Genomic DNA, 22,794 nt, shown 5'->3' with positions numbered 1-22,794 from the left:
AAATTAAGCTGCCACCATTACCATCGCTGGGCGAATGACTCGACCACTTAAGGTGTAGCCTTTTTGCAATACCACGCTAATTTGATTGGTTTCAAAGCCTTCAGCAGGTTGCATTGAAATGGCTTGATGTAAATCAGGATTAAATGCTTCACCGACAACTCCCACAGCTTCCACGCCAAAACGCCCAACGGTTGAAACTAATTCTTTTAAGGTCAGTTCTACGCCGTCAAATAAGGCTTTTACGCTTTCATCTTCTTTATTTGCTGGAGTGGCAAGGGCACGCTCTAGGTTATCGATAGTATTCAAAATGTCTTTTGAAAATTTTTCCAAAGCGAATTTATGTGCTTTTTCTACGTCTTGTTCAGTACGACGACGAAGATTTTCAATTTCAGCACGAGAGCGAAGTAAAATATCCTGTTCTTTGTTTGCGGCTTCTTCTATTTGAGTTTTTAGCTGCTCTTCAAGCTCTTGCACGCGGGCAATAGCTTCTTCTAAAGGATCAAATTCTTGAGAAGGATCTGCTTGTTGTGCTTCTTCCACAACGACTTCTTCTTGATTTTCTACTTCTGGGTTTTTAACTTTTTGTTCTTGTTCTGACATTTTTTTCTCCGTAAAACAAAATTGATTAATCGTAATTGGGCATAGTGTAGCAAAAAACGATATAATGACGAAAATGTTAAATTCAAGTGCGGTCATTTTATGAATCATTTATATCGTTCCTTTAAAACCATTGCTCTTGTAGGTAAGCCTCGCAATGACATTAACTTACAAATGCACAAAAACTTATTTCATTGGTTAATGGAACGTGGTTATCAAGTGTTGGTGGAAAAAGAAGTCGCCATAACACTTGAATTACCTTTTGAACATCTTGCTACGTTAGAAGAAATAGGTCGCCGAGCCCAATTAGCCATTGTGATTGGTGGAGACGGCAATATGCTAGGGTGCGCTCGCGTATTAGCAAAATATGATATTCCATTGATTGGTATTAATCGTGGTAATTTGGGATTTTTAACGGATATTGACCCGAAAAATGCCTATTCCCAGCTTGAAGCTTGTTTAGAACGTGGCGAATTTTTTGTGGAAGAACGTTTTTTATTGGAAGCAAAAATCGAACGAGCAAGTGAAATCGTATCAACCAGCAATGCGGTAAATGAAGCGGTTATTCATCCCGCCAAAATTGCACATATGATTGACTTTCACGTATATATCAATGATAAGTTTGCATTTTCTCAACGTTCTGATGGATTAATTGTTTCTACTCCAACAGGTTCTACGGCTTATTCTCTTTCCGCTGGTGGACCTATTTTGACACCAAACCTTAATGCCATTGCATTAGTGCCAATGTTTCCACATACATTAACTTCTCGCCCTCTTGTTGTTGATGGGGATAGTAAAATATCGATTCGTTTTGCTGAACATAATACCTCTCAATTAGAAGTGGGCTGTGATAGTCAAATTACCTTACCTTTTACCCCAGATGATGTGGTGCATATTCAAAAAAGCGAGCATAAACTCCGATTGCTTCATCTGAAAAATTATAATTATTACAATGTGTTAAGTAGCAAATTAGGTTGGTTAAAATCATTTTGATTATGGTAAAAATTTTCGATTGAAATAGATTTGACAAAATACTGTAAAAAATCCTTTACTGTAAATTAAATCAGTTATATCATATTAAATATACAGTTAAAGGATTTTGCTATGCTTACTCAACTTACTATCAATAATTTTGCGATTGTTCGTCAGCTTGATATTGAATTGGCGAAAGGAATGTCTGTTATAACAGGGGAAACTGGTGCTGGAAAATCTATCGCCATTGATGCTTTAGGTTTATGTTTCGGACAAAGAGTAGAAACCTCAATGGTGCGTGAAGGGCAAGAGCGTGCGGAAATTTGTGCAACTTTCCAACTAGAATCGCAAAATCCTGCTTATCACTGGTTGAGTGAGCAAGAATTACAGGATCCAGATAATCCAACTGAATGTATTTTACGTCGCATAATTAATGCAGACGGACGTTCTAAGGCTTTTATTAATAGTACACCAGTATCCGCTTCTCAATTAAAAGAAATTGCTCAATATCTTGTTCATATTAATGGGCAACACGCTTCTCAATTATTGTTAAAAAATGACTATCAGCTTCAGTTAGTTGATAATTTTGCCGCTCATCCTGAATTACTTGTGAAAATGCGTGAAGATTATCAGACATGGAAAAATCTTCAAAATCAAGTTAAAACCTTTCAACAAAAAGTGGCGGAAAATGAAGCACGTAAACAACTTTTACAGTATCAAGTGGATGAGTTAGATGAATTTAACCTTCGACCAAATGAATATTTGGAATTAGAAGATGAACAACGTCGTTTATCTAGCAGCGAACAGCTAACTCAACTTTCCCAATCTGCACTGCAAATTTTAAGTGAAAATGACACCGTAAATATCGATAGCTTGCTTTATCGTGCGACACAATATATTGATGAATTAGCTGAACTTGATCCGCAATATGCTGAAGTGCAAAATATGTTGAATGATGCGTTGATTCAAGTGCAAGAAGCAACCAGTGAAGTGCAAAATTTATCAAGTAATATCGAGCAGGATCCTCGGCTTTTACAGGAAATCGAACAGCGAATTAGTCAGGCTTTACAACTTGCTCGTAAACATCAAGTTAAACCTGAAGATCTTGTAGAACAGCACAAAAAATTAAAAGCAGAATTAACCGCACTTTTAGATTTTTCTGAAAGTGAAGAGATGTTGATTGAGCAAGAAAAACGAGCATTTGAACAAATGCAAGCAACGGCTACAGCATTAACAGCAAGTCGTCAGCAATCTGCAACCCGCTTAGCGCAAAATGTCACACAGTCGATAAAACAACTTGCAATGGAAAACGCTGAATTTTATGTAGAGTTGAATACGGATTTAGATAAAGTGAGTGCAAATGGTGCGGATAATGTGATTTTCACTTTGCGTAGTAATTTAGGACAACAACCGCAGCCATTAGCTAAAATTGCCTCTGGTGGTGAGCTTTCTCGTATTTCTTTAGCGATTCAAGTTTTAACTTCTGATCAATCGGCTATTCCAACCTTAATTTTCGATGAAGTGGACGTGGGCATTAGCGGAAAAACAGCAAGTGTTGTCGGAAAACTTTTACGTCAATTAAGTGAACGCTGCCAAGTATTATGCGTAACCCATCTGCCACAGGTTGCTTGTCATGGTCATCATCAGTTTAATGTGGAAAAATTTACTGTTGATAATAAAACTGAAACAAAAATGACCGCACTTTCACAAGCTGAACGTGTACCAGCCTTGGCAAGACTCTTGGGCGGAAGTGAAATCACAGAATTAGCTCTAGCCAATGCACAGGAAATGTTAGATTTGGTTCATTAAAAATAGGATTGAATATTTAGTTTTTGCGAGGTTTCAAGAAGATTTGTGATGAAGGCTATTTTTGAAACGTCCACAAGCCATATTTTAGGATACAAATAACCTATCCCAAAATGCTTGAATAAATGACCGCTCTTTGACAAATTCAGTTTCATCCACAACGGGGGATTTGCCTATCAAATTTAAATGGTGAATAGCATTACGTAAATCAACATAACATTGTTTTAATGTGTCGCAGTCTGTTTGGCTAATAATTTTAGCCTCTGCCATATCATCGAAAATACGTACATTGTCTGACCATTTTGTTAGTTGTGGTTTTTTCGGGGCATTGGCAAGCATTAAATATTGAGCAATAAATTCTATATCTGTAATGCCACCGCGATCTGTTTTAAGGTTAAATTCACTGTGTTTTGAGTGAGATAAATGGGTAAACATTTTTTTTCGCATCTCAATAACATCTTGTTTTAATTGTTCAATATCTCGTGATGCAGAAAGCACTTGTTGGCGGATATGCTCAAATTTAGCTTTAAGAGATGATTCGCCAAATACTGGACGAGCGCGCACAAGTGCTTGTTTTTCCCATGTCCAAGCGTCATTCAATTGATAATGGGAAAATGCAGAAAGAGAGCAGCCAATTAAGCCAGCATCGCCAGAAGGGCGCAGGTGCATATCAGCCTCATAAAGTACGCCAGCGGAAGTATTTATGCTGAAAATACTCACAATCTTTTGTGCCAAGCGTAGGTAAAATTGATTGCTATCAATCACTTTTTTGCCACCTGTTGTTTGACTTTCTACGGCATCGTACAAAAATACGAGGTCTAAATCGGATTTATAACCGAGTTCAATACCACCTAGTTTTCCATAACCAATCACTAAAAATCCTTTTTCATTATTTTGTAAATGTTCTGGCACGCCAAATCTAGAAGACACTTGTTTCCAAGTTAGATTCACAACCACTTCAATAATGGCTTCAGCAAGATAGGTTAAATGATCGCTTACTTTCATTACTGGCAATGCACCTAAAATATCTGCCGCTGCCACTTTTAATAGGGTTGCTTGTTTAAATTGACGTAAAGCATCAATAAGCTGTTCTTCATCATCAGGGGGTAAACGAAGCAAATATTGGTGTAACTCTGCAGGATATTGGGTAAATGGCAACGGATGGCGTAGTGCTTCCGTATTAAGCAATTCATCTAATAAGATAGGATGGCGCGCCAATTGTTCTGAAATAAGTTGAGACTGCGCACAAAGTTCAATAACTTGCTGAAGTGCGCGAGGATTTTCCAACAATAATTCTAAATAAGTCGTGCGACTCGAAATTTTTTCAATAATGTTCAGAATCCGCGGAAGCAAAGTGCGGTAATTTTCTTGTTCAAAAATGAGTGCAAGTACTGTTGGCATCAAATGACTCAAAACATCACGCCCACGCGAACCAATCACTCTGTGATTTAGGCCGTTTTTGAATTGAGCAAGCTTTTCTAAAACTTCATCAATATTATTTTCTGATACACCACTCTCTAATAATGTTTGTTCAATATCCTCAAAATCTGCTTCTAAAAAATCTTGCCATTGGCTATCAGTTTGTGAAGGCTCATCTTGTTCATCACCGATTAATTGAGTAAATACTGCCCGCACTTTTTCTTGTTTTTGTTGTAAAGTGCGGTAAAAATCGTCCCAATTTTCTATTGGATAATGTTTTTCAATGGTTTGATTATTTTCATTTAAACAGGTGAAAGTTTTACATGCCTTGACTAAACGAATTTGATCTATTTCATCGGTTGGTAGTGTTTGCGTTTGTTGATCGTTAATGGCTTGTAGAATGTTTTCTACGCGGCGTAAAAAAATATAACTTTCACGTAAATCGTGGAATTGTTGTTCGGTAATTAATCCTAGTTTGGTAATTTCAGGCAAGATCTTTAAGAGTGAATGTTGTTGCAGATTGATTTCTCGCCCGCCTCGAATGAGTTGAAATACTTGTACGATAAATTCGACTTCACGAATACCACCAGCACCTAGTTTAATATTATCTTTCAAACCACGACGGCGTACTTCTCGCTCAATTTTGCCTTTCATTTCACGTAAAGATTGAATCACACTAAAGTCAATATAGCGACGATACACAAAGGGGCGTAACATTTTTTGCAATTTTGAAACGTTGGGATCCTTTGTTTGTACGCCCAATACTCGCCCTTTAATCATTGCATAGCGTTCCCAATCTCGACCTTGATCTTGATAATATTGTTCCATTGCTGCAAAGCTAAGAACAAGCCCGCCGCTATCGCCAAATGGGCGCAAGCGCATATCGGTTCGATATACAAAACCATCAGAGGTAAATTCATCTAAGGCAGAAATAAGGCGTTGTCCTAAACGTGTGAAAAATTTCGTATTATCTACAGAACGTCGAGCATTCGTATTCTCAACGGACGTTTCCCCTTGTGATGGATAAGTAAAAATTAAATCAATATCTGAGGAAAAATTTAGTTCAAAGCCGCCTAATTTCCCCATTCCTAGGATATAAAGCTGCTGCTGATTGCCTTGTTCATCCATTGGTGTGCCTATCTCCGCACAGGCTTGATGATAAAGCCAATCGCGGGCAGCGATAATTAAACTCTCTGCAAGTTGTGAAAGCTGAACAAAAATTTCCTCAACAGTGGCAAGATTCAAACTTTGACAAAAACTTAATTTTGCCATTTCAATGTTACGGAATTGGCGTAATGTTTGATAGAGTGCAGTTTCGTCATGTACATTGGCTAACTCTCTATTCAAACGTTCAATATAGGCAGTGCAATCTGCAAAACAGGGGGATTTTTCCCACCATTGTTTCACTAAGTGCGGGTATTTTTGCAAGACTTTTTCCACAAAGTCAGACATTGCTATGGCATAGCCTAATTGATAAACAGGCAGTTCTGGATGATTTGAATTTTGTTGAATGGCTTCGTGAATTTTTTCTGGGGAAAGTTCTGGAAAAGATTGGCACAGGATTGTGCCAAGAGATTGTAATTTTTGTTCGATGAGGGCCGAAAGTGCGGTCATTTTTTCTAACCTTTTTGATAGGAATCTAAGTGACGTAATACGGTTTCTTTCGCTTGTTGAGGTTGCAAACTATCTAGCCATTGTATTGGTGTTTTCCAGCCGCGTAGCCAAGTGAGCTGGCGTTTTGCAAGTTGGCGCGTTGCACAAATACCACGGAAAATCATTTCCTCGTAAGCGTAATCACCTTGCAAATATTCCCACATTTGACGATACCCTACACAGCGAATTGACGGCAGATTAATATTTAAATCGCCACGCGCATAAAGTTTTTCCACTTCTGCTTGAAAGCCTAGTTCAATCATTTTATGAAAGCGTTGTTCGATGCGTTCATGCAAAACATGGCGATCTTGCGGCGCAATTGCAAATTGCACAAAATCATAAGGCAAAGCTTCGCCTTTTTCTTCAGTCAGCTCTGTGAGTGATTTTCCCGTGATATAAAAAACCTCTAAAGCGCGATTGATTCGTTGAGAATCACTGGGATTAATTCGGGCGGCAGAAATGGGATCGATTTTGGCGAGTTCTGTATGCAATGCTGCCCAACCTTGTTGAGCTGCTTTTTGTTCAAGCTCGGCACGAATATTTTCATCAGCAGAAGGCAAGGGAGAAAGCCCTTCGATTAAGGCTTTGTAATACAACATCGTGCCGCCCACTAGTAACGGAATTTTGCCTTGTGCGGTAATATCCGCCATTTCGCGTAGCGCATCATCGCGGAAATTCATTGCGGAATAGCTTTCTGATGGATCTAAAATATCAATTAAACGGTGAGGCGCAAGGGCAAGTTCTTCTTTTGATGGTTTCGCTGTGCCAATATCCATTCCCTTATAAATAAGAGCTGAATCTACACTAATCACTTCGACTGGAAGTTGGCTTCGTAGTTGAATAGCTAAATCCGTTTTGCCTGAGGCCGTAGGGCCCATTAAAAAAATTGCGGTTGGTTTCATGAAGAATCTAAATTTCGTCTAATAAAGGCTGCCAATTAACAGGTTTGAGTAATTGGGTGAATGCCGTGCGATTCGTTTGCGTCAGTAAACGTTCTGTATCGCTCAATAAATTGAGTGCATCCGCTAAAGCGTTAAAGGTTTTGCATTCTAATTGTGCGCAAAGTGCGGTTAAAAATGGTGATGAATTTTCATCTCTAGTCAGCATTGCCATCACGCATTTTTGTAGATTTTGTGTGCGTAATAAACTTGGCACGCGATTTAAAGTTAAACGTAATTGTGCTTGATTTTCGATAAATTCAAAGCCAATTTTTTTGAAGTCATCTGAATATTGTTGCCATGCTTGAAATTGTGATTCGGTTAATCGGAACACGATTGGAATCAACAATGGTTGTTGTTCAATCTGTATTTGTTTTAACGCTAGTTGCCATTGCAAGCGTTGTAATTTTTCCAATGAAAGCAAAAAGAAATCTTGGTTTTGTTGTAATAACAGCGCGCGATTTTCAATAAGTGAAAGGGCACGCAGATGTGATGAACACTCAATTATTTCAGTTGAGATGATTTTAGCTGTATCTGAAATATTTTGTTGTGCTGTATTCGATATATCCCTTTGCTCTGTAGGCGGTAACGTGCGTAACAATTCAGCATATAAACGTTGCTCAGTTTTACTCGGTGCATCAGAACGGTAATCTCGATAACCAGTACTTACATGATTTGGAAACACTGGTGTGTTAGAAAAGTGCGGTTGATTTTGCTGTGATTTTTCATGATATTTTGGCGCAAAGCTATTTTGCCCCGCAGCTGCACGATTAGGACGAATACTGTAATTCGGTTGGGGCTCACGCACCGTATTTTCTTCGCGATTTTCTACCGCACTTTGGTCTGTGTGCCAATTAAGCTGTTCTTGATTGTTTAGCGCATGGCTGATGCCTTCGTAAATAAAATCATGAATGAGACGTTGTTGGTGAAAGCGTACTTCATGTTTGGTTGGATGAACATTGACATCTACATCGTGCGGGTTTAAGTCAATAAACAACACAAACGCAGGATAAACATCGGTTGGTAAATATTGAGCATAGGCTTGTCGAATCGCATGGCTGATCACTTTATCTCGAACCATTCGGCCATTAATATAGCAATAACTTAAATCGTTTTGAGTTCGGCTAAAATTTGGTGTCGCCACCCAACCTGATAAATGTAAATCATCGTGTTTCCACTCAATTCGTAAGGCATTTTTGACAAAATCATCCCCACAAATCGCGGCGACACGTTTTAGTTGTTGATTGATTGCTTCGGCAGGACGGTATTGACGGATAATTTTTCCATTATGCGTTAATGTAAATGCTGTGTTGAATTTCGTTAAAGCAATACGACGAATGACTTCATCAATATGCGCAAATTCTGTTTTATCTGTGCGCAAAAATTTTCGGCGGGCTGGCGTATTGAAAAAAAGATTGGCAACTTCAACTGTTGTGCCGACAGGATGTGATGCTGGTTTGATTGTGGTTTCCATATCACGACCTTGCGCATAAACTTGCCACGCTTCAGTTTGTTCTTCGGTACGAGAAGTAAGGGTTAGGCGTGATACGGAACTGATACTAGCTAATGCCTCGCCACGAAAACCTAAACTTAAAATCGCTTCGAGATCGTCAAGATCGGCTATTTTACTCGTAGCATGTCGTGCTAAAGCGAGGCTTAATTCTTCTTTTGGAATACCACAGCCATTGTCACGAATGCGGATTAAATTTGCCCCACCATTTTCGATATCAATTTGGATTTTATTTGCACCTGCATCAAGGCTATTTTCCACTAATTCTTTTACCACTGATGCAGGGCGTTCTACCACTTCTCCAGCAGCAATTTGGTTAGCAAGTTGTGGGGAAAGAATTTTAATAGGCATTTATTTTTCTCTTAATTTTATTTTTTGTCCTGTAATAACTTTGCCATTTTTTAAATGTGGATTTAGGCTCAATAGTATATTTACTGGAATGTTATATTCCCTCGAAATAGCATAAAGTGTTTGGTTTTTTGTTACTTTATGATAGAGCGGAATTATATTTTTTTGATTATTAGTTTGTGTATTTTTCTCTTTTTTTAAATCTTTATTGGTATTATTTACTGAGCTATTTTGTTTTTTATGAAAATCATTTTCTTTAATTGTTAATGATTTATTTTTTATCTCGACATTATCAGGGATTTTAATACTTTCATTTAGCCAAAGTGTTTTTCTCTTTAATTGATTTAATTTAATAATATCAGAGACTTTTACGTGATATTTATTTGATAAGCTGCCTAAACTTTCTCCTTTTTTTACAATATGGCGAATGCCACTGTCTTTAATATTATCTTCATTTATATTTTGTTCTGAAGTGCGGTTATTTTTCCCTGATTTTTTTATATCGTTTTGTTTGATGTTTTGCACTAAATTGTCTTTAACTAAAGTGTTGGTTTTACCGCTATGGAATGCAACTAAGCCTTCATAAATCATATAAGCAATGCGGCGACGATAAGTTTGGGAATTAAGTTTTTTTTCTTCTTCTGAATTGGAAAGAAATCCAGTTTCTACCAACACAGAAGGAATATCTGGCGAACGTAGAACACCCAGACTTGCATGTTGTGGCGTACTGCGACTTAATGTTGTTACTTTAGCAAAATGGTGCAAAATATGTTCGCCTAACACATAGCCTGTACGTTGGCTATGTCCGAATTGCAGATCAAGTACAGTCTGGTCAAGATATTTGTCATTATTGTGTGAAAGCACCTTTCCCGCTCCACCAAGTAATTCCGAGCGTTTTTCATCGTCTTCTAACCATTGACCCATTTCATCATTGGCTCGACGGTTTGACAATACCCAAACAGAAGCCCCGCGACGATCAGGCGATTCAGATGAATCCGCATGAATGGAAATAAGATAATTGGCTTTAAATTTACGTGCGATTTCTGAACGTTCAGGCACGGAAATATAATAATCACTTTTACGCGTTAATACACCGCGAAAATGTGGATCTTTATCTAATAAGGCTTTTAATTCTTTTGCAATTGAAAGGGTAACATTTTTTTCATAAATGCCTAAGTTTCGGCCGATTGCACCAGGATCTTTTCCCCCATGACCTGGGTCAATTGCAATCGTAATAGGAGCTGCAAAAATAGAAAAGCTAAATGTCGAGAAAAAAAGAAAAAATAAAATTTTAGTTTTCATAAATAAGTTAATTAGAAAATGCGCTTATAATATTTTTACCCAAATTTGTTTGTGCGATTAATTCAATATTTCGTGCATCATCGTAATAATCAATATTCACTAAAATATCCGCTTCCGGCAATATGCCTTGACCTTTTTCAGACCATTCAATTAAGCAAATACTATCAGTATTAAAATAATCTCTAATGCCCATAAATTCGAGCTCTTCAGGATCTGCTAAACGATATAAATCAAAATGATAAATCATTTTGCCTGCGATATTGTATTCTTCAACCAGCGTATAAGTTGGGCTTTTTACATTACCTTGATGACCTATGCCTTGCAACATTCCGCGCGTTAGCGTTGTTTTTCCTGCCCCAAGATCACCGTTAAGATAAACCATAATTGCTTTTTCTGTATGTAATTTTAAAAGAATTTCCGCAAATTTTTTGCCGAAGCGGAGCATAGAAAATTCATCAGGGATATATTGAGTTAAGCTTTCCATAACGGGTCATGAATGAAGAAAAATGTGGGCTGATTCTACCGCACTTTTGAGGTTCATAAAAGTGCGGTGAAATTTCTAGGGATTTAATTTTATCATTTTGTGGTCAGCAAATTGCTTGACCAGCTCTGTTATGATTTGACTATTTGGTAAAACTAAATCCGATGCGATTTCAAACAACGGCACAATGACAAACTCACGGTTATGCATATCATAATGGGGAATTGTTAAGCGTTCGTTTTGAATAATTTCATTGCCGTAGAGCAAAATATCTAAATCTAACGTGCGTTCGCCCCAGAGACGTAAACGCACTCGACCTTGCTCGTTTTCAATACGCTGTAATTCATCTAATAGCTTGAGCGGACTAAGTTCGGTTTCAATTTTTGCAACGGCATTCACATAATCGGGTTGATCTTGTGGGCCGAGCGGTTTGCTTTTATAAAAAGAGCTCGTCGTTACTAAATGCGTGTTTGGTAACTGACTTATCGCTTTAAGCGCAGCATGTAATTGTTCTACTGGTGTGTTTAAATTGCTACCTAGAGCAATATATGCAGTAATCATATCTCCCCTTACTCTGCTGAACGTGTTATTTTACGACGGCGTGGACGGTAGTATTTTTTCTTTGGTTTAGGATGTAAGCGTTGTTGCTCTTGTATCAACTGTTCGCGCTGTTCACCATTGCTTAATTGATATTCGTGCCACCATTTGGCTAATTCAATGGTTTCGCCACCTTCAATTTCTGCTCGCATAGCCAGTAAATCAAAGCCAGCACGGAATTTTGGATGTTCCATGGTGCGCATTGGTGCTGAGCCAGTACGTTTTAATAATTGCAGTTGTAAGAACCAAATATCTCGAATGACCGCAGTATGACGACGTGGTGCAGCTAAAGCTCGGCAGAATAAATCTAAAACTTCATTACCCGCTAAAGCATAAGCATCATGATTATTTAAACCGCCTTCATTTTTTAAAATTTCCACTTTTTCGCGCAATGGATACCAGAAAAATGCTGCAAATAAGAATGCAGGATTAATACGAAGTTTATCCGCAACACGTTCATCTGTCGAACTAAGGGCGGTAACGATCATGCGTTCTGCAAAGCTATCTTCTTTCTCTGTAAAATATGAGCTTAATGCAGGGAAAAGTTGTTCAAATAAACCATATTGGCGTAATAAACGATAGGTTTTTACCCCTCGTCCTGCCTGCAATAATTTTAAGCTTTCGTCAAATAAGCGGGCTGGCGGAATATTTTTTAATAAAGGCGCGAGTTCACGAATTGGCTGTTCACTTGGTTTTTCAAGGAACATATCAAGTTTTGCCATAAAACGAATTGAGCGTAGCATGCGCACAGGATCTTCTTGATAACGTGTAACAGGATCGCCAATTAAGCGTAGCTTGCCCGCTTTGAGATCTTTAATGCCCTCGAAATAATCTCGTAACGTATTATCCTGCGGATTGTAATACAGCGCATTGACCGTAAAATCACGGCGTGCTGCATCTTGTTCGATCGTACCGTAAACATTATCGCGTAGTAACATGCCTTCATTGCTCTGTTTCGCTTGATTTTCATTGCGAGCATCACTGTGATTAGCACGGAAAGTGGCGACTTCAATAATATCTCGACCAAACATAATATGTGCTAAGCGGAAACGGCGACCCACTAAACGACATTGGCGTTGAAAAATGTTTTGGATTTGCTCAGGGCGGGCGTTTGTTGCAACATCAAAATCTTTTGGTTTTTTACCGAGCAATAAATCACGGATACATCCACCGACGATATAAGCCTCAAAACCTTGACGTTGCAGTTTTTCCACTACATTGAGAGCATTACGGCTAAAATCACGCGGAGAAATATCAAATTGAGCCGCTTTAATCACATTTTTATCATAGCGACGTGTTTGTTCTGATTTTTTTGCTCGCGCTTTTGGCATTTGGCTATTAGAACGCTCAACTCGTTTAGAATGAGCACTTGTTTTGGCAACCTCTTTTGATTTTTTTGTCTTCTTGCCAAACAAATTTTTGATATAAGTAAGAATAATTTACTCCGTTTTGTTGTTGGAAATAAATGACTTGGCTCTTTTCTTGTAAAGAAAAAGGCAAGTGGATTTTCCTGCATTTTTAAATGCAAAAAAGTGCGGCTAATTTTAACCGCACTTTTGTATTTTTCAATAGAATGAATTAACCAGCGACTTGTTTTTCGCGGATTTCAGCTAAAGTTTTGCAATCAATGCAAAGATCTGCTGTTGGGCGTGCTTCTAAACGGCGAATGCCGATTTCTTCACCACAACAATCGCAGTAACCAAAATCATCGGTATCAAGTTTCTTCAAGGTTGCTTCGATTTTTTTCATTAGTTTACGTTCGCGATCTCGATTACGTAATTCTAGACTAAATTCCTCTTCTTGAGTTGCTCGGTCTGCAGGATCGGGGAAATTGGTTACTTCATCCTGCATATGTGCAACGGTGCGAGAAGCTTCTTCCACGATTTGCTCGTGCCAAGCATTAAGAATTTTTCTGAAATGAAGAATTTGCTCTTCATTCATATATTCTTCATCTTTTTTCATTTGATAAGGCTTAACGCCTGCTAAATCTAGCAAGCTCAATGATGCTCTTGACATCTCTCACTCCTAATACATACAGAATTAAGCGTGGACTTCACGACTTCCTGTCTTGTTATTTTAGTTTGTTCCTGACTGCTATTTTAGGAACCCAATTTTTGCGGGCGGTATAAATATCAGAAGTTGTTTGTTTTAGCAAGTAAATTTTCCTGAAAAATTTATTTTTACGATATGGATCGCAAAATTTGAAGCAACCGTTTGCATATTTAAATAAAACTAGCCTAGGCTTAGAGAGACTGGAATTAATCTTTTATAAAAATGAAATTAAACTTAATAACTTTAGCTGTCTTGTTAATTGTCGCGGATTTAACGTTGTTATTTCTACCGCAACCGTTGCTATTGCCTTGGCAAGTTGCTCTCGTTATTGCGCTTGTTTTGATTTTTCTTTTTATTTTCTTGCGTAGAAATTTCTTAGTTAGCCTTGCTTTTTTTGTTGCCTCTCTTGGCTATTTTCATTATTCGGCTTTGAGTTTATTACAACAAGCTCAAAATATTACCGCTCAAAAGCAAGTGGTAACTTTTAAGATTCAAGAAATTTTGCACCAACAGGATTATCAAACGCTTATCGCCACAGCAACATTGGCGAATAATTTGCAAGAACAACGAATTTTCTTAAATTGGAAAGCGAAAGAGGTGCCTCTATTATCGGAAATTTGGCAAGCTGAAATTTCTTTACGTCCCCTTTCTGCACGATTAAATTTCGGTGGGTTTGATCGGCAACAATGGTATTTTTCAAAGGGGATTACCGCTTTTGGAACGGTAAAAAGTGCGGTGAAAATTGCGAATGTTTCATCATTGCGTGCAGAAAAATTGCAACAAGTGAGAAAACAAACGGAAGGGTTATCACTACAAGGTTTATTGATTGCCTTAGCCTTTGGCGAACGGGCTTGGTTAGATAAAACTATTTGGTCAATTTACCAACACACTAATACTGCTCATCTTATTGCTATTTCTGGCTTACATATTGGGTTGGCTATGGGGATTGGTTTTTTCTTCAGTCGAGTTGTACAAATATTTTTTCCTACTCGTTTTATTCATCCTTATTTTCCTTTAGTTTTCGGTACTTTATTTGCTTTAATTTATGCGTATTTGGCTGGTTTTAGCGTGCCAACTTTTCGTGCCATTTCAGCACTTGTTTTTGTTTTATTTGTTCAAATAATGAGGCGACATTATTCGTCCATTCAGCTTTTTACGTTGATTGTTGGATTCTTGCTTTTCTGCGATCCATTAATGTCGCTTTCTGTCAGTTTTTGGCTTTCTTGTGGTGCAGTTGGTTGTTTGATCGTTTGGTATCGTTATGTGCCTTTTTCTCTTTTTCAATGGGGAAATAGCCCCTTTTCCCAAAAAGTGCGGTGGATTTTGAGTTTATTTCATTTGCAATTGGGGTTATTGCTCTTTTTTACACCTTTGCAACTTTTTCTATTTAATGGCTTATCGCTGAGTGGATTTTTAGCCAATCTTATGGCTGTTCCAATTTATAGTTTTTTCCTTGTGCCATTAATTTTATTTGCCGTTTTTACCAACGGCGCAATGTTTTCTTGGCAACTTGCAAATAAGCTAGCCGAAGGAATTACTTGGTTAATTTCTCTTTTCCAAGGAAATTGGTTCAATGTTTCATTTAATTTAGCGTTGGTTTTAACCGCACTTTGTGGCGGAATCTTTATGTTAATTATTTGGCGTATTTATCGAGAAGCAGAGGTTTTATCATTAACTTGGAAAATTAAACGACCAAGATTTTTTACATTAAATCTCAGTAAACCCTTGCTAAAAAATGAACGAATCAACGTTTTGCGATGTTTTTTCGGCATTATGTCGCTGTGTTTTATGATTTTGTTGTTCAAGCAACTAAGCAAGCCAACTTGGCAATTAGATACTTTAGATGTGGGGCAGGGCTTGGCAACGCTGATTGTGAAAAATGGCAGAGGGATTCTTTATGATACGGGTTCTTCTTGGCGAGGTGGAAGTATGGCTGAGTTGGAAATTTTGCCTTATTTGCAAAGAGAAGGGATTGTTTTGGAAAAATTGATTTTAAGCCACGACGATAACGATCACGCAGGTGGGGCATCAACAATGTTAAAAAACTATCCAAAAGTGGAATTGATTACTCCTTCACAAAAAAATTATGGGGAAAATTACCGCACTTTTTGTACTGCTGGACGTGATTGGCATTGGCAAGGGTTACATTTTCAAATACTTTCTCCTCACACTGTTGTGACACGAGCTGATAATCCCCATTCTTGTGTAATTTTAGTCGATGATGGAAAGCATCGAGTTTTGCTAACCGGCGATGCTGAAGCAAAAAATGAACAAATTTTTGCCCGCACTTTAGGCAAAATTGATGTGTTACAAGTGGGGCATCATGGGAGCAAAACATCGACAAGTGAATACTTACTTTCTCAGGTTCGACCAGATATGGCGATTATATCTAGTGGACGTTGGAATCCGTGGAAATTACCCCATTATTCGGTGATAGAGAGGCTTCAACGCTATAAAAGTGCGGTAGAAAATACCGCTGTTTCAGGGCAAGTGCGGGTAAATTTTTTTCAAGACCGATTAGATATCCAACAAGCACGCACAGAATTTTCCCCTTGGTATGCGCGTGTAATTGGATTATCAAAGAAATAAAAGGTACAATGCGCGCAATTTTTACTATTAGATAGCGATTATGCAAAAACAAAAATTACAAGATCATGACTTTTCTACCCTGCAAACTTTTAAACGTTTGTGGCCAACAATTAAACCTTTTAAAGCGGGGCTTATTGTTTCTGGTGTTGCGTTAGTTTTTAATGCATTTGCTGATTCAGGTTTGATTTATTTGTTAAAACCGTTGTTGGACGATGGATTTGGCAAGGCAGACCATTCATTTTTGAAAATTATGGCTTTTGTCGTTGTTGGAATGATTATTTTACGCGGCATTACCAACTTTATTTCTAATTATTGTTTGGCGTGGGTATCAGGCAAAGTTGTCATGACAATGCGTCGCCGCTTGTTTAAACATTTAATGTTTATGCCAGTGAGTTTCTTTGACAGAAATTCAACGGGGAAATTACTTTCTCGTATCACTTATGATTCTGAGATGATTGCAAGTTCTTCTTCAGGATCTTTGATTACCATTGTGCGAGAAGGAGCATATATTATTTCGCTATTGGCAGTGATGTTTTATACAAGCTGGGAATTAACCCTTGTTTTATTTGTTATCGGGCCAATTATTGCAATGTTGATCACTATCGTTTCAAAAATTTTCCGTAAGTTGAGTAAAAATTTACAAGATTCAATGGGGGAATTGACGGCGACGACGGAGCAAATGCTGAAAGGACATAAAGTCGTGATTTCTTTTGGTGGTCAGTTTGTCGAGGAAGAGCGTTTTAATAAAGTGAGTAATAACATGCGTCGTAAAGGTATGAAAATGGTTACTGCAGATTCCATTTCCGACCCTGTTGTGCAGATTATTGCTTCTTTTGCTTTAGTTGCTGTATTGTTTTTAGCTACCACGCCATTAATTGCGGAAGATAATCTAAGTGCGGGTTCTTTTACGGTAGTTTTTTCATCTATGTTGGCAATGATGCGCCCATTAAAATCCTTAACGAATGTAAACTCTCAATTCCAACGTGGAATGGCAGCCTGTCAAACGCTATTTGCCATTTTAGATTTAGAACCAGAAAAAGATAGCGGCACTTATAAAGCAGAACCCGCGAAAGGTGCGTTGGAATTTAAAAATGTGAGTTTTGCATATCAGGGAAAAGAGGAACTTGCATTAAATAATATTTCTTTTAGCGTGCCTGCAGGAAAAACCGTTGCTTTAGTGGGACGTTCTGGATCGGGCAAATCAACCATTGCTAATTTAGTGACACGTTTTTATGATATTGAGCAAGGCGAGATTTTACTGGATGGCGTAAATATCCAAGATTATCGTTTATCTAATTTGCGTGAAAACTGCGCTGTGGTTTCTCAACAAGTCCATTTATTTAACGATACCATTGCGAATAATATTGCTTATGCCGCGCAGGATAAGTATTCTCGCGAAGAAATTATTGCTGCAGCAAAAGCGGCTTATGCTTTAGAGTTTATCGAAAAATTACCGCAAGGTTTTGATACGGTAATTGGCGAAAATGGCGCGAGCCTATCTGGTGGGCAACGCCAGCGTTTAGCGATTGCTCGCGCTTTATTGCGTAATTCGCCAGTATTAATTTTAGATGAAGCCACATCTGCACTAGATACGGAATCAGAACGCGCCATTCAATCTGCATTAGATGAATTGAAGAAAGATCGTACTGTTATCGTAATCGCCCATCGTTTATCAACCATTGAAAATGCGGATGAAATTCTTGTGATTGATCACGGAGAAATTCGTGAGCGAGGCAACCATAGAGCATTGCTTGAACAAAATGGAGCTTATAAACAGCTATACAGTATGCAGTTTAGTGGCTAATTTATTGATTATCGAAAACGCGAGTTGAAAAACTCGCGTTATTTTATCCGCACTTATTAGAAAGGATTTTCTATGCCCTTCTGGTATTCCAACTCCAAACTTATTTGGCTCTTATCGCCTTTTTCTTTATTGTTTTGGTTGATTCGCCAACTTCGTCGCGCCTTATTTTGTTTGGGGATAAAATCTTCTTATCGTGCACCAAAACCAGTGATAATTGTGGGGAATTTGTCTGTGGGTGGAAATGGCAAAACGCCCGTGGTGGTGTGGCTTGTGGAAGAATTAAAAAAACGAGGTTTGCGCGTAGGTGTGATTTCTCGTGGTTACGGCAGTAAATCTAAAACTTATCCGTTGTTTGTTACTGAAAATACAAATCCAATTGAAGGTGGCGATGAACCTGTATTGATTGCTAAACGTACTAATGTTCCTGTCGTGATTTCCCCGAATCGCCAGCAAGCGATTGAATTACTCTTAAGCCAAGCAGAGTGCGATATTATTGTTTCTGACGATGGTTTACAGCATTATAAATTACAGCGTGATTTGGAAATTGTCGTAATGGACGCTGAGCGTGCATTGGGAAATGGTTTTGTATTGCCTGCAGGCCCATTGCGAGAATTACCAAGTCGATTAAAATCCGTAGATTTTGTGATCACTAATGGTGGAAAAAATCAGTATTCAGATGCAGTTATGTATCTTGTACCCCATTTCGCGATTAATTTAAAAACCAATGAAAAACGCCAATTAAAGGAATTTCAATCTGGTGTTGCCATTGCAGGGATTGGCAATCCACAGCGTTTTTTTACTATGTTAGAAAAGTTAGGGATTCAGTTACAGCGAACGCAAGCATTTCAAGATCATCAATATTTTGAAGCCTTTCAATTAGAAAAACTTGCTGAAAATCAACCGCTCTTTATGACGGAAAAAGATGCCGTAAAATGCCAATCTTTTGCCAACGATAATTGGTGGTATGTCCCTGTGGATGCAGAGATTATTGAGGCTGAAAAACAATGTGAAAATTTACCGCACTTTTGGGACAAAATAGACAAACTTGTGGCGCAATATAGAAATGGCTGAAAGGATTAATCTCCAGTTGTTTTGATTGCTTGCCGATAAAGCTGAAATATTAAAGAATAAGGAATAAATTATGTCATTTACCGTGATTATCCCCGCTCGTTTTGCATCAAGTCGTTTACCTGGAAAACCGCTTGCTGATATTGCAGGTAAGCCAATGATTCAACATGTATTTGAGAAAGCACTGCAGTCTGGGGCGAACCGAGTGATTATTGCCACCGATAATGAAAATGTGGCTGATGTTGCCAAAAATTTTGGCGCAGAAGTGTGCATGACTTCGGTTAATCATAATTCTGGTACAGAACGTTTAGCGGAAGTTGTAGAAAAATTAGCGATTCCTGACAATGAAATCATTGTCAATATTCAAGGCGATGAGCCTTTGATTCCTCCCGTTATCGTGCGACAAGTGGCAGATAATTTAGCAAAATTTAATGTCAATATGGCAAGTCTTGCGGTAAAAATTCATGATGCTGAGGAATTATTCAATCCAAATGCAGTGAAAGTTTTGACGGATAAAGACGGCTATGTGCTATATTTTTCCCGTTCGGTTATTCCTTACGATCGTGATCAGTTTATGAATTTACAGGATGTTCAGAAAGTACAGCTTGCGGACGCTTACTTACGTCATATTGGCATTTACGCATATCGTGCTGGTTTCATAAAACAATACGTGCAATGGGCTCCGACTCAACTTGAAAATTTAGAAAAACTTGAGCAGCTTCGTGTGTTATATAACGGCGAAGGCATTCACGTAGAGCTTGCGAAAGAAGTGCCTGCAGTGGGGGTGGATACTGCTGAAGATTTGGAAAAAGTGCGGCTGATTTTGGCGAAGGATTAAATGTTTGGCTCCCCTTGCTTGCGGGGGGAGCAGCCGAAGGCTGAGGGGGGATAAATTTAACATCGCAAGCCCCCTTCAGCCCTTTAGGCTCCTTCCCTCGAAAGCAAGGGAAGGCAAGATGTCTTTTGTTATTGGTAAAATATTCTATGTTCAATTACAAAAAATTCCTCGCTGATGTCTCTCACGAACCTGGTGTTTATCGTATGTATGACGATAAAGATCAGGTTATTTATGTTGGGAAAGCAAAGGATCTAAAAAAACGTCTTTCAAGCTATTTTCGTAAAAATCTGAGTAGTAAAAAAACAGAGGCGTTGGTGGCATCAATTCATCATATTGACACCATGCTAACTTCATCTGAAACGGAAGCTTTACTGCTAGAGCATAATTTTATCAAGCTTTATCAGCCTCGCTATAACGTATTATTGCGTGATGATAAATCCTATCCATTTATTTTATTAACCAAAGAACGTCATCCAAGAATCACGTCCTATCGTGGGTCTAAAAAATTTGCGGGTGAATATTTCGGGCCTTATCCTCACGCAGGCGCCGTGCGTGAAACCTTATCACTTTTGCAAAAACTTTTCCCTGTTCGACAATGTGAAAATTCCGTTTATTCCAACCGCTCTCGTCCTTGTTTGCAATATCAAATTGGGCGTTGTTCTGCGCCTTGTGTACAGGGATATGTTTCTGATGAAGAATATAATCAGCAAGTTGAATTAGCCCGCTTATTTTTACAAGGCAAAGATCAACTGGTGTTAGATTATTTAATCGGGAAAATGGAGCAGGCAAGCAGAAATTTAGATTTTGAACAGGCGGCTCGTTATCGTGATCAGATTCAGGCGGTGCGTTCGGTTATTGAAAAACAATTTGTATCCAATGAACGTTTAGATGATATGGATATTATGTCCATCGCTTACCAACACGGTTTAGCCTGTGTACAAGTGATGTTTATTCGTCAAGGAAAAGTGCTAGGCAATCGCAGTTACTTCCCAAAAGTCCCCGCCAATACGGATTTATCGGAACTTACCGAAACTTTTGTGGGGCAATTTTATTTACAAGGTCATCAAGGGCGAAGTATTCCGAATAGTATTATTGTTGATCGTCAATTAGCTGAAAAATCAGAGCTTGAGCAACTTCTTACGGATCAAGCAGGCAGAAAAGTGACGATTCAAGAAAGCGTAAAAGGCGATAAGAGTAAATACTTACAGCTCGCACAAGTTAATGCTAAAGCGGCTTTAAATGTACAACTTAAACAATCTTCACGAATGTCAGAGCGTTATCAAGCGTTGTGTGATCTGTTAAATCTCCCTGAAATTAAGCGTATGGAGTGTTTCGATATAAGCCACACGATGGGAAATCAAACGGTAGCATCTTGTGTTGTTTTTAATCAAGAAGGCCCACTGAAATCTGATTATCGTCGTTTTAATATTGAAGGCATTACTGGTGGGGATGATTATGCAGCAATGGAACAAGCGTTGCAGAAACGTTATGAGCGTGATTTAGAAGAAGATAAAATTCCTGATATTATTTTTATTGATGGTGGAAAAGGGCAATTAAATCGTGCGCTGAACGTGTTCCAACATCTTCAAGTAAAATGGGATAAAAATAGACCGCACTTAATTGGCGTGGCAAAAGGTGTGGATCGTCGAGCAGGGCAGGAAGTACTGATCATCAGCAAACAAGACCGCGAAATTCATTTGCCTGATGATAGTTTGGCATTGCATTTGATTCAACACATCCGTGATGAAAGTCATAATCACGCAATAAGCGGACACCGTAAAAAACGTCAAAAAGCCTTTACACAAAGTGGTTTAGAAACTATTGAAGGTGTGGGTGCTAAACGTCGTCAAGCTTTACTGAAATATCTTGGCGGTTTACAAGGTGTGAAAAAGGCGACCTTAGATGAAATAGCCTCTGTACCGGGAATTTCCCTTAAACTTGCTGAAAGGATTTTTGAAACGCTTAAAAACGACTAATCAATCATTTCTCAAATATAAATAACGATTGCTTTTCATTATAAAGCCATTATGATCCGCACTTTCGGATTTATTTAACTCTATTATAGGAAAAATTATGTTTGAATGGATTGCAGATCCTGAAGCGTGGGTATCACTTACGACACTTGCTGCTTTGGAGATCGTTTTAGGTGTCGATAATATTATTTTTATTAGCATTCTAGTTGGGCGTTTACCTGAAAGCCAACGCCAGTCTGGTCGTATTGTTGGACTTGGTTTAGCAATGCTGACAAGAATTTTACTTTTAATGTCACTTGCTTGGATGATGAAACTTACAGCACCGTTATTTACTGCGTTTAATCAAGAAATTTCTGGGCGTGATTTGATTTTATTAATCGGTGGTTTATTCCTGATTGTAAAAAGTTCAGGCGAAATTAAAGAAGCAATCAATCATCAAGGCCATCATGAATCGGAAAGAAAAAATAAAGTGAGTTATCTTGGCGTATTAATTCAAATTGCAGTGCTAGATATTGTTTTTTCTTTAGATTCTGTGATTACAGCAGTAGGTATGGCAAGCCACCTTCCTGTGATGATTTTGGCGATTATTATTGCCGTTAGCGTGATGATGTTTGCAGCAAAACCAATCGGCGATTTCGTAGATACGCATCCAACCTTGAAAATTCTAGCTTTAGCCTTCTTGGTTTTAGTGGGAATTAGTTTAATTGCAGAAAGTTTAGATATTCACATCCCGAAAGGTTATATCTATTTTGCAATGGGATTCTCTGTTGTGGTCGAAATGATCAATATTCGAATGAGAAGATTGATGAAATAAATTAGAAGTGCGGTCTATTTAGACCGCATTTTT

The 22,794-nt window shown here is 38.3% G+C and carries 17 protein-coding genes; 8 read left to right on the top strand and 9 right to left on the bottom strand.

The genetic code is table 11. From position 1 onward, the window contains the following. Window positions 1-3 precede the first annotated feature (3 nt). On the bottom strand, window positions 4-600 hold the full coding sequence (gene grpE, locus DQN49_RS09795; RefSeq protein WP_138676959.1) for a nucleotide exchange factor GrpE: 597 nt from the start codon (window positions 598-600) through the stop codon (window positions 4-6). A gap of 99 nt (window positions 601-699) precedes the next feature. Between grpE and DQN49_RS09790 the strand changes: the two genes are divergently transcribed. Further along, entirely contained in the window at window positions 700-1,590 is an 891-nt protein-coding gene (locus tag DQN49_RS09790) for an NAD(+) kinase (protein WP_006995695.1), read from the top strand. A 111-nt stretch (window positions 1,591-1,701) separates the two neighbouring features. Further along, window positions 1,702-3,378 (top strand): DNA repair protein RecN, encoded by a 1,677-nt coding sequence (recN, locus tag DQN49_RS09785; protein ID WP_006995696.1) that lies wholly within the window; start codon window positions 1,702-1,704, stop codon window positions 3,376-3,378. An 84-nt stretch (window positions 3,379-3,462) separates the two neighbouring features. Here recN and glnE read toward each other — a convergent pair whose 3' ends face one another. From glnE to dksA, 8 genes are all read right to left on the bottom strand, one after another. Beyond that, the gene (glnE, locus tag DQN49_RS09780; RefSeq protein ID WP_006995697.1) at window positions 3,463-6,408 is read right to left on the bottom strand and encodes a bifunctional [glutamate--ammonia ligase]-adenylyl-L-tyrosine phosphorylase/[glutamate--ammonia-ligase] adenylyltransferase; all 2,946 of its coding nucleotides are present in this window, start codon (window positions 6,406-6,408) and stop codon (window positions 3,463-3,465) included. Window positions 6,409-6,413: 5 nt separating this feature from the next. Next, window positions 6,414-7,349: a tRNA (adenosine(37)-N6)-dimethylallyltransferase MiaA gene (gene miaA, locus DQN49_RS09775; protein ID WP_005693854.1), complete on the bottom strand. Its 936-nt coding sequence runs from the start codon at window positions 7,347-7,349 to the stop codon at window positions 6,414-6,416. A gap of 7 nt (window positions 7,350-7,356) precedes the next feature. Next, on the bottom strand, window positions 7,357-9,246 hold the full coding sequence (gene mutL, locus DQN49_RS09770; protein ID WP_006995698.1) for a DNA mismatch repair endonuclease MutL: 1,890 nt from the start codon (window positions 9,244-9,246) through the stop codon (window positions 7,357-7,359). After that, window positions 9,247-10,545: a LysM peptidoglycan-binding domain-containing protein gene (locus DQN49_RS09765; protein WP_005649777.1), complete on the bottom strand. Its 1,299-nt coding sequence runs from the start codon at window positions 10,543-10,545 to the stop codon at window positions 9,247-9,249. 7 nt (window positions 10,546-10,552) lie between these two features. Next, window positions 10,553-11,029: a tRNA (adenosine(37)-N6)-threonylcarbamoyltransferase complex ATPase subunit type 1 TsaE gene (tsaE, locus tag DQN49_RS09760; protein ID WP_005693857.1), complete on the bottom strand. Its 477-nt coding sequence runs from the start codon at window positions 11,027-11,029 to the stop codon at window positions 10,553-10,555. Window positions 11,030-11,104: 75 nt separating this feature from the next. Next, window positions 11,105-11,587 carry a 2-amino-4-hydroxy-6-hydroxymethyldihydropteridine diphosphokinase gene (folK, locus tag DQN49_RS09755; protein ID WP_006995701.1) on the bottom strand — a complete coding sequence of 161 codons (483 nt, stop codon included), beginning with the start codon at window positions 11,585-11,587 and terminating at the stop codon, window positions 11,105-11,107. Between the two features lie 8 nt (window positions 11,588-11,595). Beyond that, window positions 11,596-12,954 carry a polynucleotide adenylyltransferase PcnB gene (gene pcnB, locus DQN49_RS09750; RefSeq protein ID WP_013527232.1) on the bottom strand — a complete coding sequence of 453 codons (1,359 nt, stop codon included), beginning with the start codon at window positions 12,952-12,954 and terminating at the stop codon, window positions 11,596-11,598. A gap of 247 nt (window positions 12,955-13,201) precedes the next feature. Continuing rightward, window positions 13,202-13,639, bottom strand: coding sequence for an RNA polymerase-binding protein DksA (gene dksA / locus DQN49_RS09745; RefSeq protein ID WP_005630220.1), 438 nt, complete (start codon window positions 13,637-13,639; stop codon window positions 13,202-13,204). A 258-nt stretch (window positions 13,640-13,897) separates the two neighbouring features. Here dksA and DQN49_RS09740 point away from each other — a divergent pair, with 258 nt between their 5' ends. The 6 genes from DQN49_RS09740 (at window position 13,898) to DQN49_RS09715 (ending at window position 22,761) form a co-directional block, all read left to right on the top strand. Then, window positions 13,898-16,264, top strand: a complete 2,367-nt coding sequence (locus DQN49_RS09740) for a DNA internalization-related competence protein ComEC/Rec2 (protein ID WP_006995703.1) — start codon at window positions 13,898-13,900, stop codon at window positions 16,262-16,264. A 40-nt stretch (window positions 16,265-16,304) separates the two neighbouring features. Then, entirely contained in the window at window positions 16,305-18,068 is a 1,764-nt protein-coding gene (gene msbA, locus DQN49_RS09735; protein ID WP_006995704.1) for a lipid A ABC transporter ATP-binding protein/permease MsbA, read from the top strand. A gap of 72 nt (window positions 18,069-18,140) precedes the next feature. Beyond that, a complete protein-coding gene (gene lpxK / locus DQN49_RS09730) occupies window positions 18,141-19,139 on the top strand; it encodes a tetraacyldisaccharide 4'-kinase (RefSeq protein ID WP_006995705.1) in 999 nt (332 codons plus the stop codon). A gap of 70 nt (window positions 19,140-19,209) precedes the next feature. Beyond that, entirely contained in the window at window positions 19,210-19,974 is a 765-nt protein-coding gene (kdsB, locus tag DQN49_RS09725) for a 3-deoxy-manno-octulosonate cytidylyltransferase (RefSeq protein ID WP_006995706.1), read from the top strand. 146 nt (window positions 19,975-20,120) lie between these two features. Continuing rightward, window positions 20,121-21,950 carry an excinuclease ABC subunit UvrC gene (uvrC, locus tag DQN49_RS09720; protein WP_006995707.1) on the top strand — a complete coding sequence of 610 codons (1,830 nt, stop codon included), beginning with the start codon at window positions 20,121-20,123 and terminating at the stop codon, window positions 21,948-21,950. Between the two features lie 97 nt (window positions 21,951-22,047). Continuing rightward, window positions 22,048-22,761 (top strand): TerC family protein, encoded by a 714-nt coding sequence (locus DQN49_RS09715; RefSeq protein ID WP_006995708.1) that lies wholly within the window; start codon window positions 22,048-22,050, stop codon window positions 22,759-22,761. Window positions 22,762-22,794: the final 33 nt, after the last annotated feature.

It is taken from the genome of Haemophilus aegyptius, assembly GCF_900475885.1.
GTDB classification, from domain to species: Bacteria; Pseudomonadota; Gammaproteobacteria; order Enterobacterales; family Pasteurellaceae; genus Haemophilus; species Haemophilus influenzae.
This window is presented reverse-complemented; position numbering and strand designations above follow the sequence as displayed.

What these genes read in the sequence shown, in the direction of transcription:
- tsaE (WP_005693857.1), bottom strand. Translation starts at nt 11,029, where the DNA reads ATGGAAAGCTTAACTCAATATATCCCTGATGAATTTTCTATGCTCCGC.
- pcnB (WP_013527232.1), bottom strand. Translation starts at nt 12,954, where the DNA reads ATGCCAAAAGCGCGAGCAAAAAAATCAGAACAAACACGTCGCTATGAT.
- miaA (WP_005693854.1), bottom strand. Translation starts at nt 7,349, where the DNA reads ATGAAACCAACCGCAATTTTTTTAATGGGCCCTACGGCCTCAGGCAAA.
- msbA (WP_006995704.1), top strand. Translation starts at nt 16,305, where the DNA reads ATGCAAAAACAAAAATTACAAGATCATGACTTTTCTACCCTGCAAACT.
- DQN49_RS09790 (WP_006995695.1), top strand. Translation starts at nt 700, where the DNA reads ATGAATCATTTATATCGTTCCTTTAAAACCATTGCTCTTGTAGGTAAG.
- DQN49_RS09765 (WP_005649777.1), bottom strand. Translation starts at nt 10,545, where the DNA reads ATGAAAACTAAAATTTTATTTTTTCTTTTTTTCTCGACATTTAGCTTT.
- folK (WP_006995701.1), bottom strand. Translation starts at nt 11,587, where the DNA reads ATGATTACTGCATATATTGCTCTAGGTAGCAATTTAAACACACCAGTA.
- lpxK (WP_006995705.1), top strand. Translation starts at nt 18,141, where the DNA reads ATGCCCTTCTGGTATTCCAACTCCAAACTTATTTGGCTCTTATCGCCT.
- recN (WP_006995696.1), top strand. Translation starts at nt 1,702, where the DNA reads ATGCTTACTCAACTTACTATCAATAATTTTGCGATTGTTCGTCAGCTT.
- DQN49_RS09740 (WP_006995703.1), top strand. Translation starts at nt 13,898, where the DNA reads ATGAAATTAAACTTAATAACTTTAGCTGTCTTGTTAATTGTCGCGGAT.
- mutL (WP_006995698.1), bottom strand. Translation starts at nt 9,246, where the DNA reads ATGCCTATTAAAATTCTTTCCCCACAACTTGCTAACCAAATTGCTGCT.
- kdsB (WP_006995706.1), top strand. Translation starts at nt 19,210, where the DNA reads ATGTCATTTACCGTGATTATCCCCGCTCGTTTTGCATCAAGTCGTTTA.
- dksA (WP_005630220.1), bottom strand. Translation starts at nt 13,639, where the DNA reads ATGTCAAGAGCATCATTGAGCTTGCTAGATTTAGCAGGCGTTAAGCCT.
- uvrC (WP_006995707.1), top strand. Translation starts at nt 20,121, where the DNA reads ATGTTCAATTACAAAAAATTCCTCGCTGATGTCTCTCACGAACCTGGT.
- grpE (WP_138676959.1), bottom strand. Translation starts at nt 600, where the DNA reads ATGTCAGAACAAGAACAAAAAGTTAAAAACCCAGAAGTAGAAAATCAA.
- glnE (WP_006995697.1), bottom strand. Translation starts at nt 6,408, where the DNA reads ATGACCGCACTTTCGGCCCTCATCGAACAAAAATTACAATCTCTTGGC.
- DQN49_RS09715 (WP_006995708.1), top strand. Translation starts at nt 22,048, where the DNA reads ATGTTTGAATGGATTGCAGATCCTGAAGCGTGGGTATCACTTACGACA.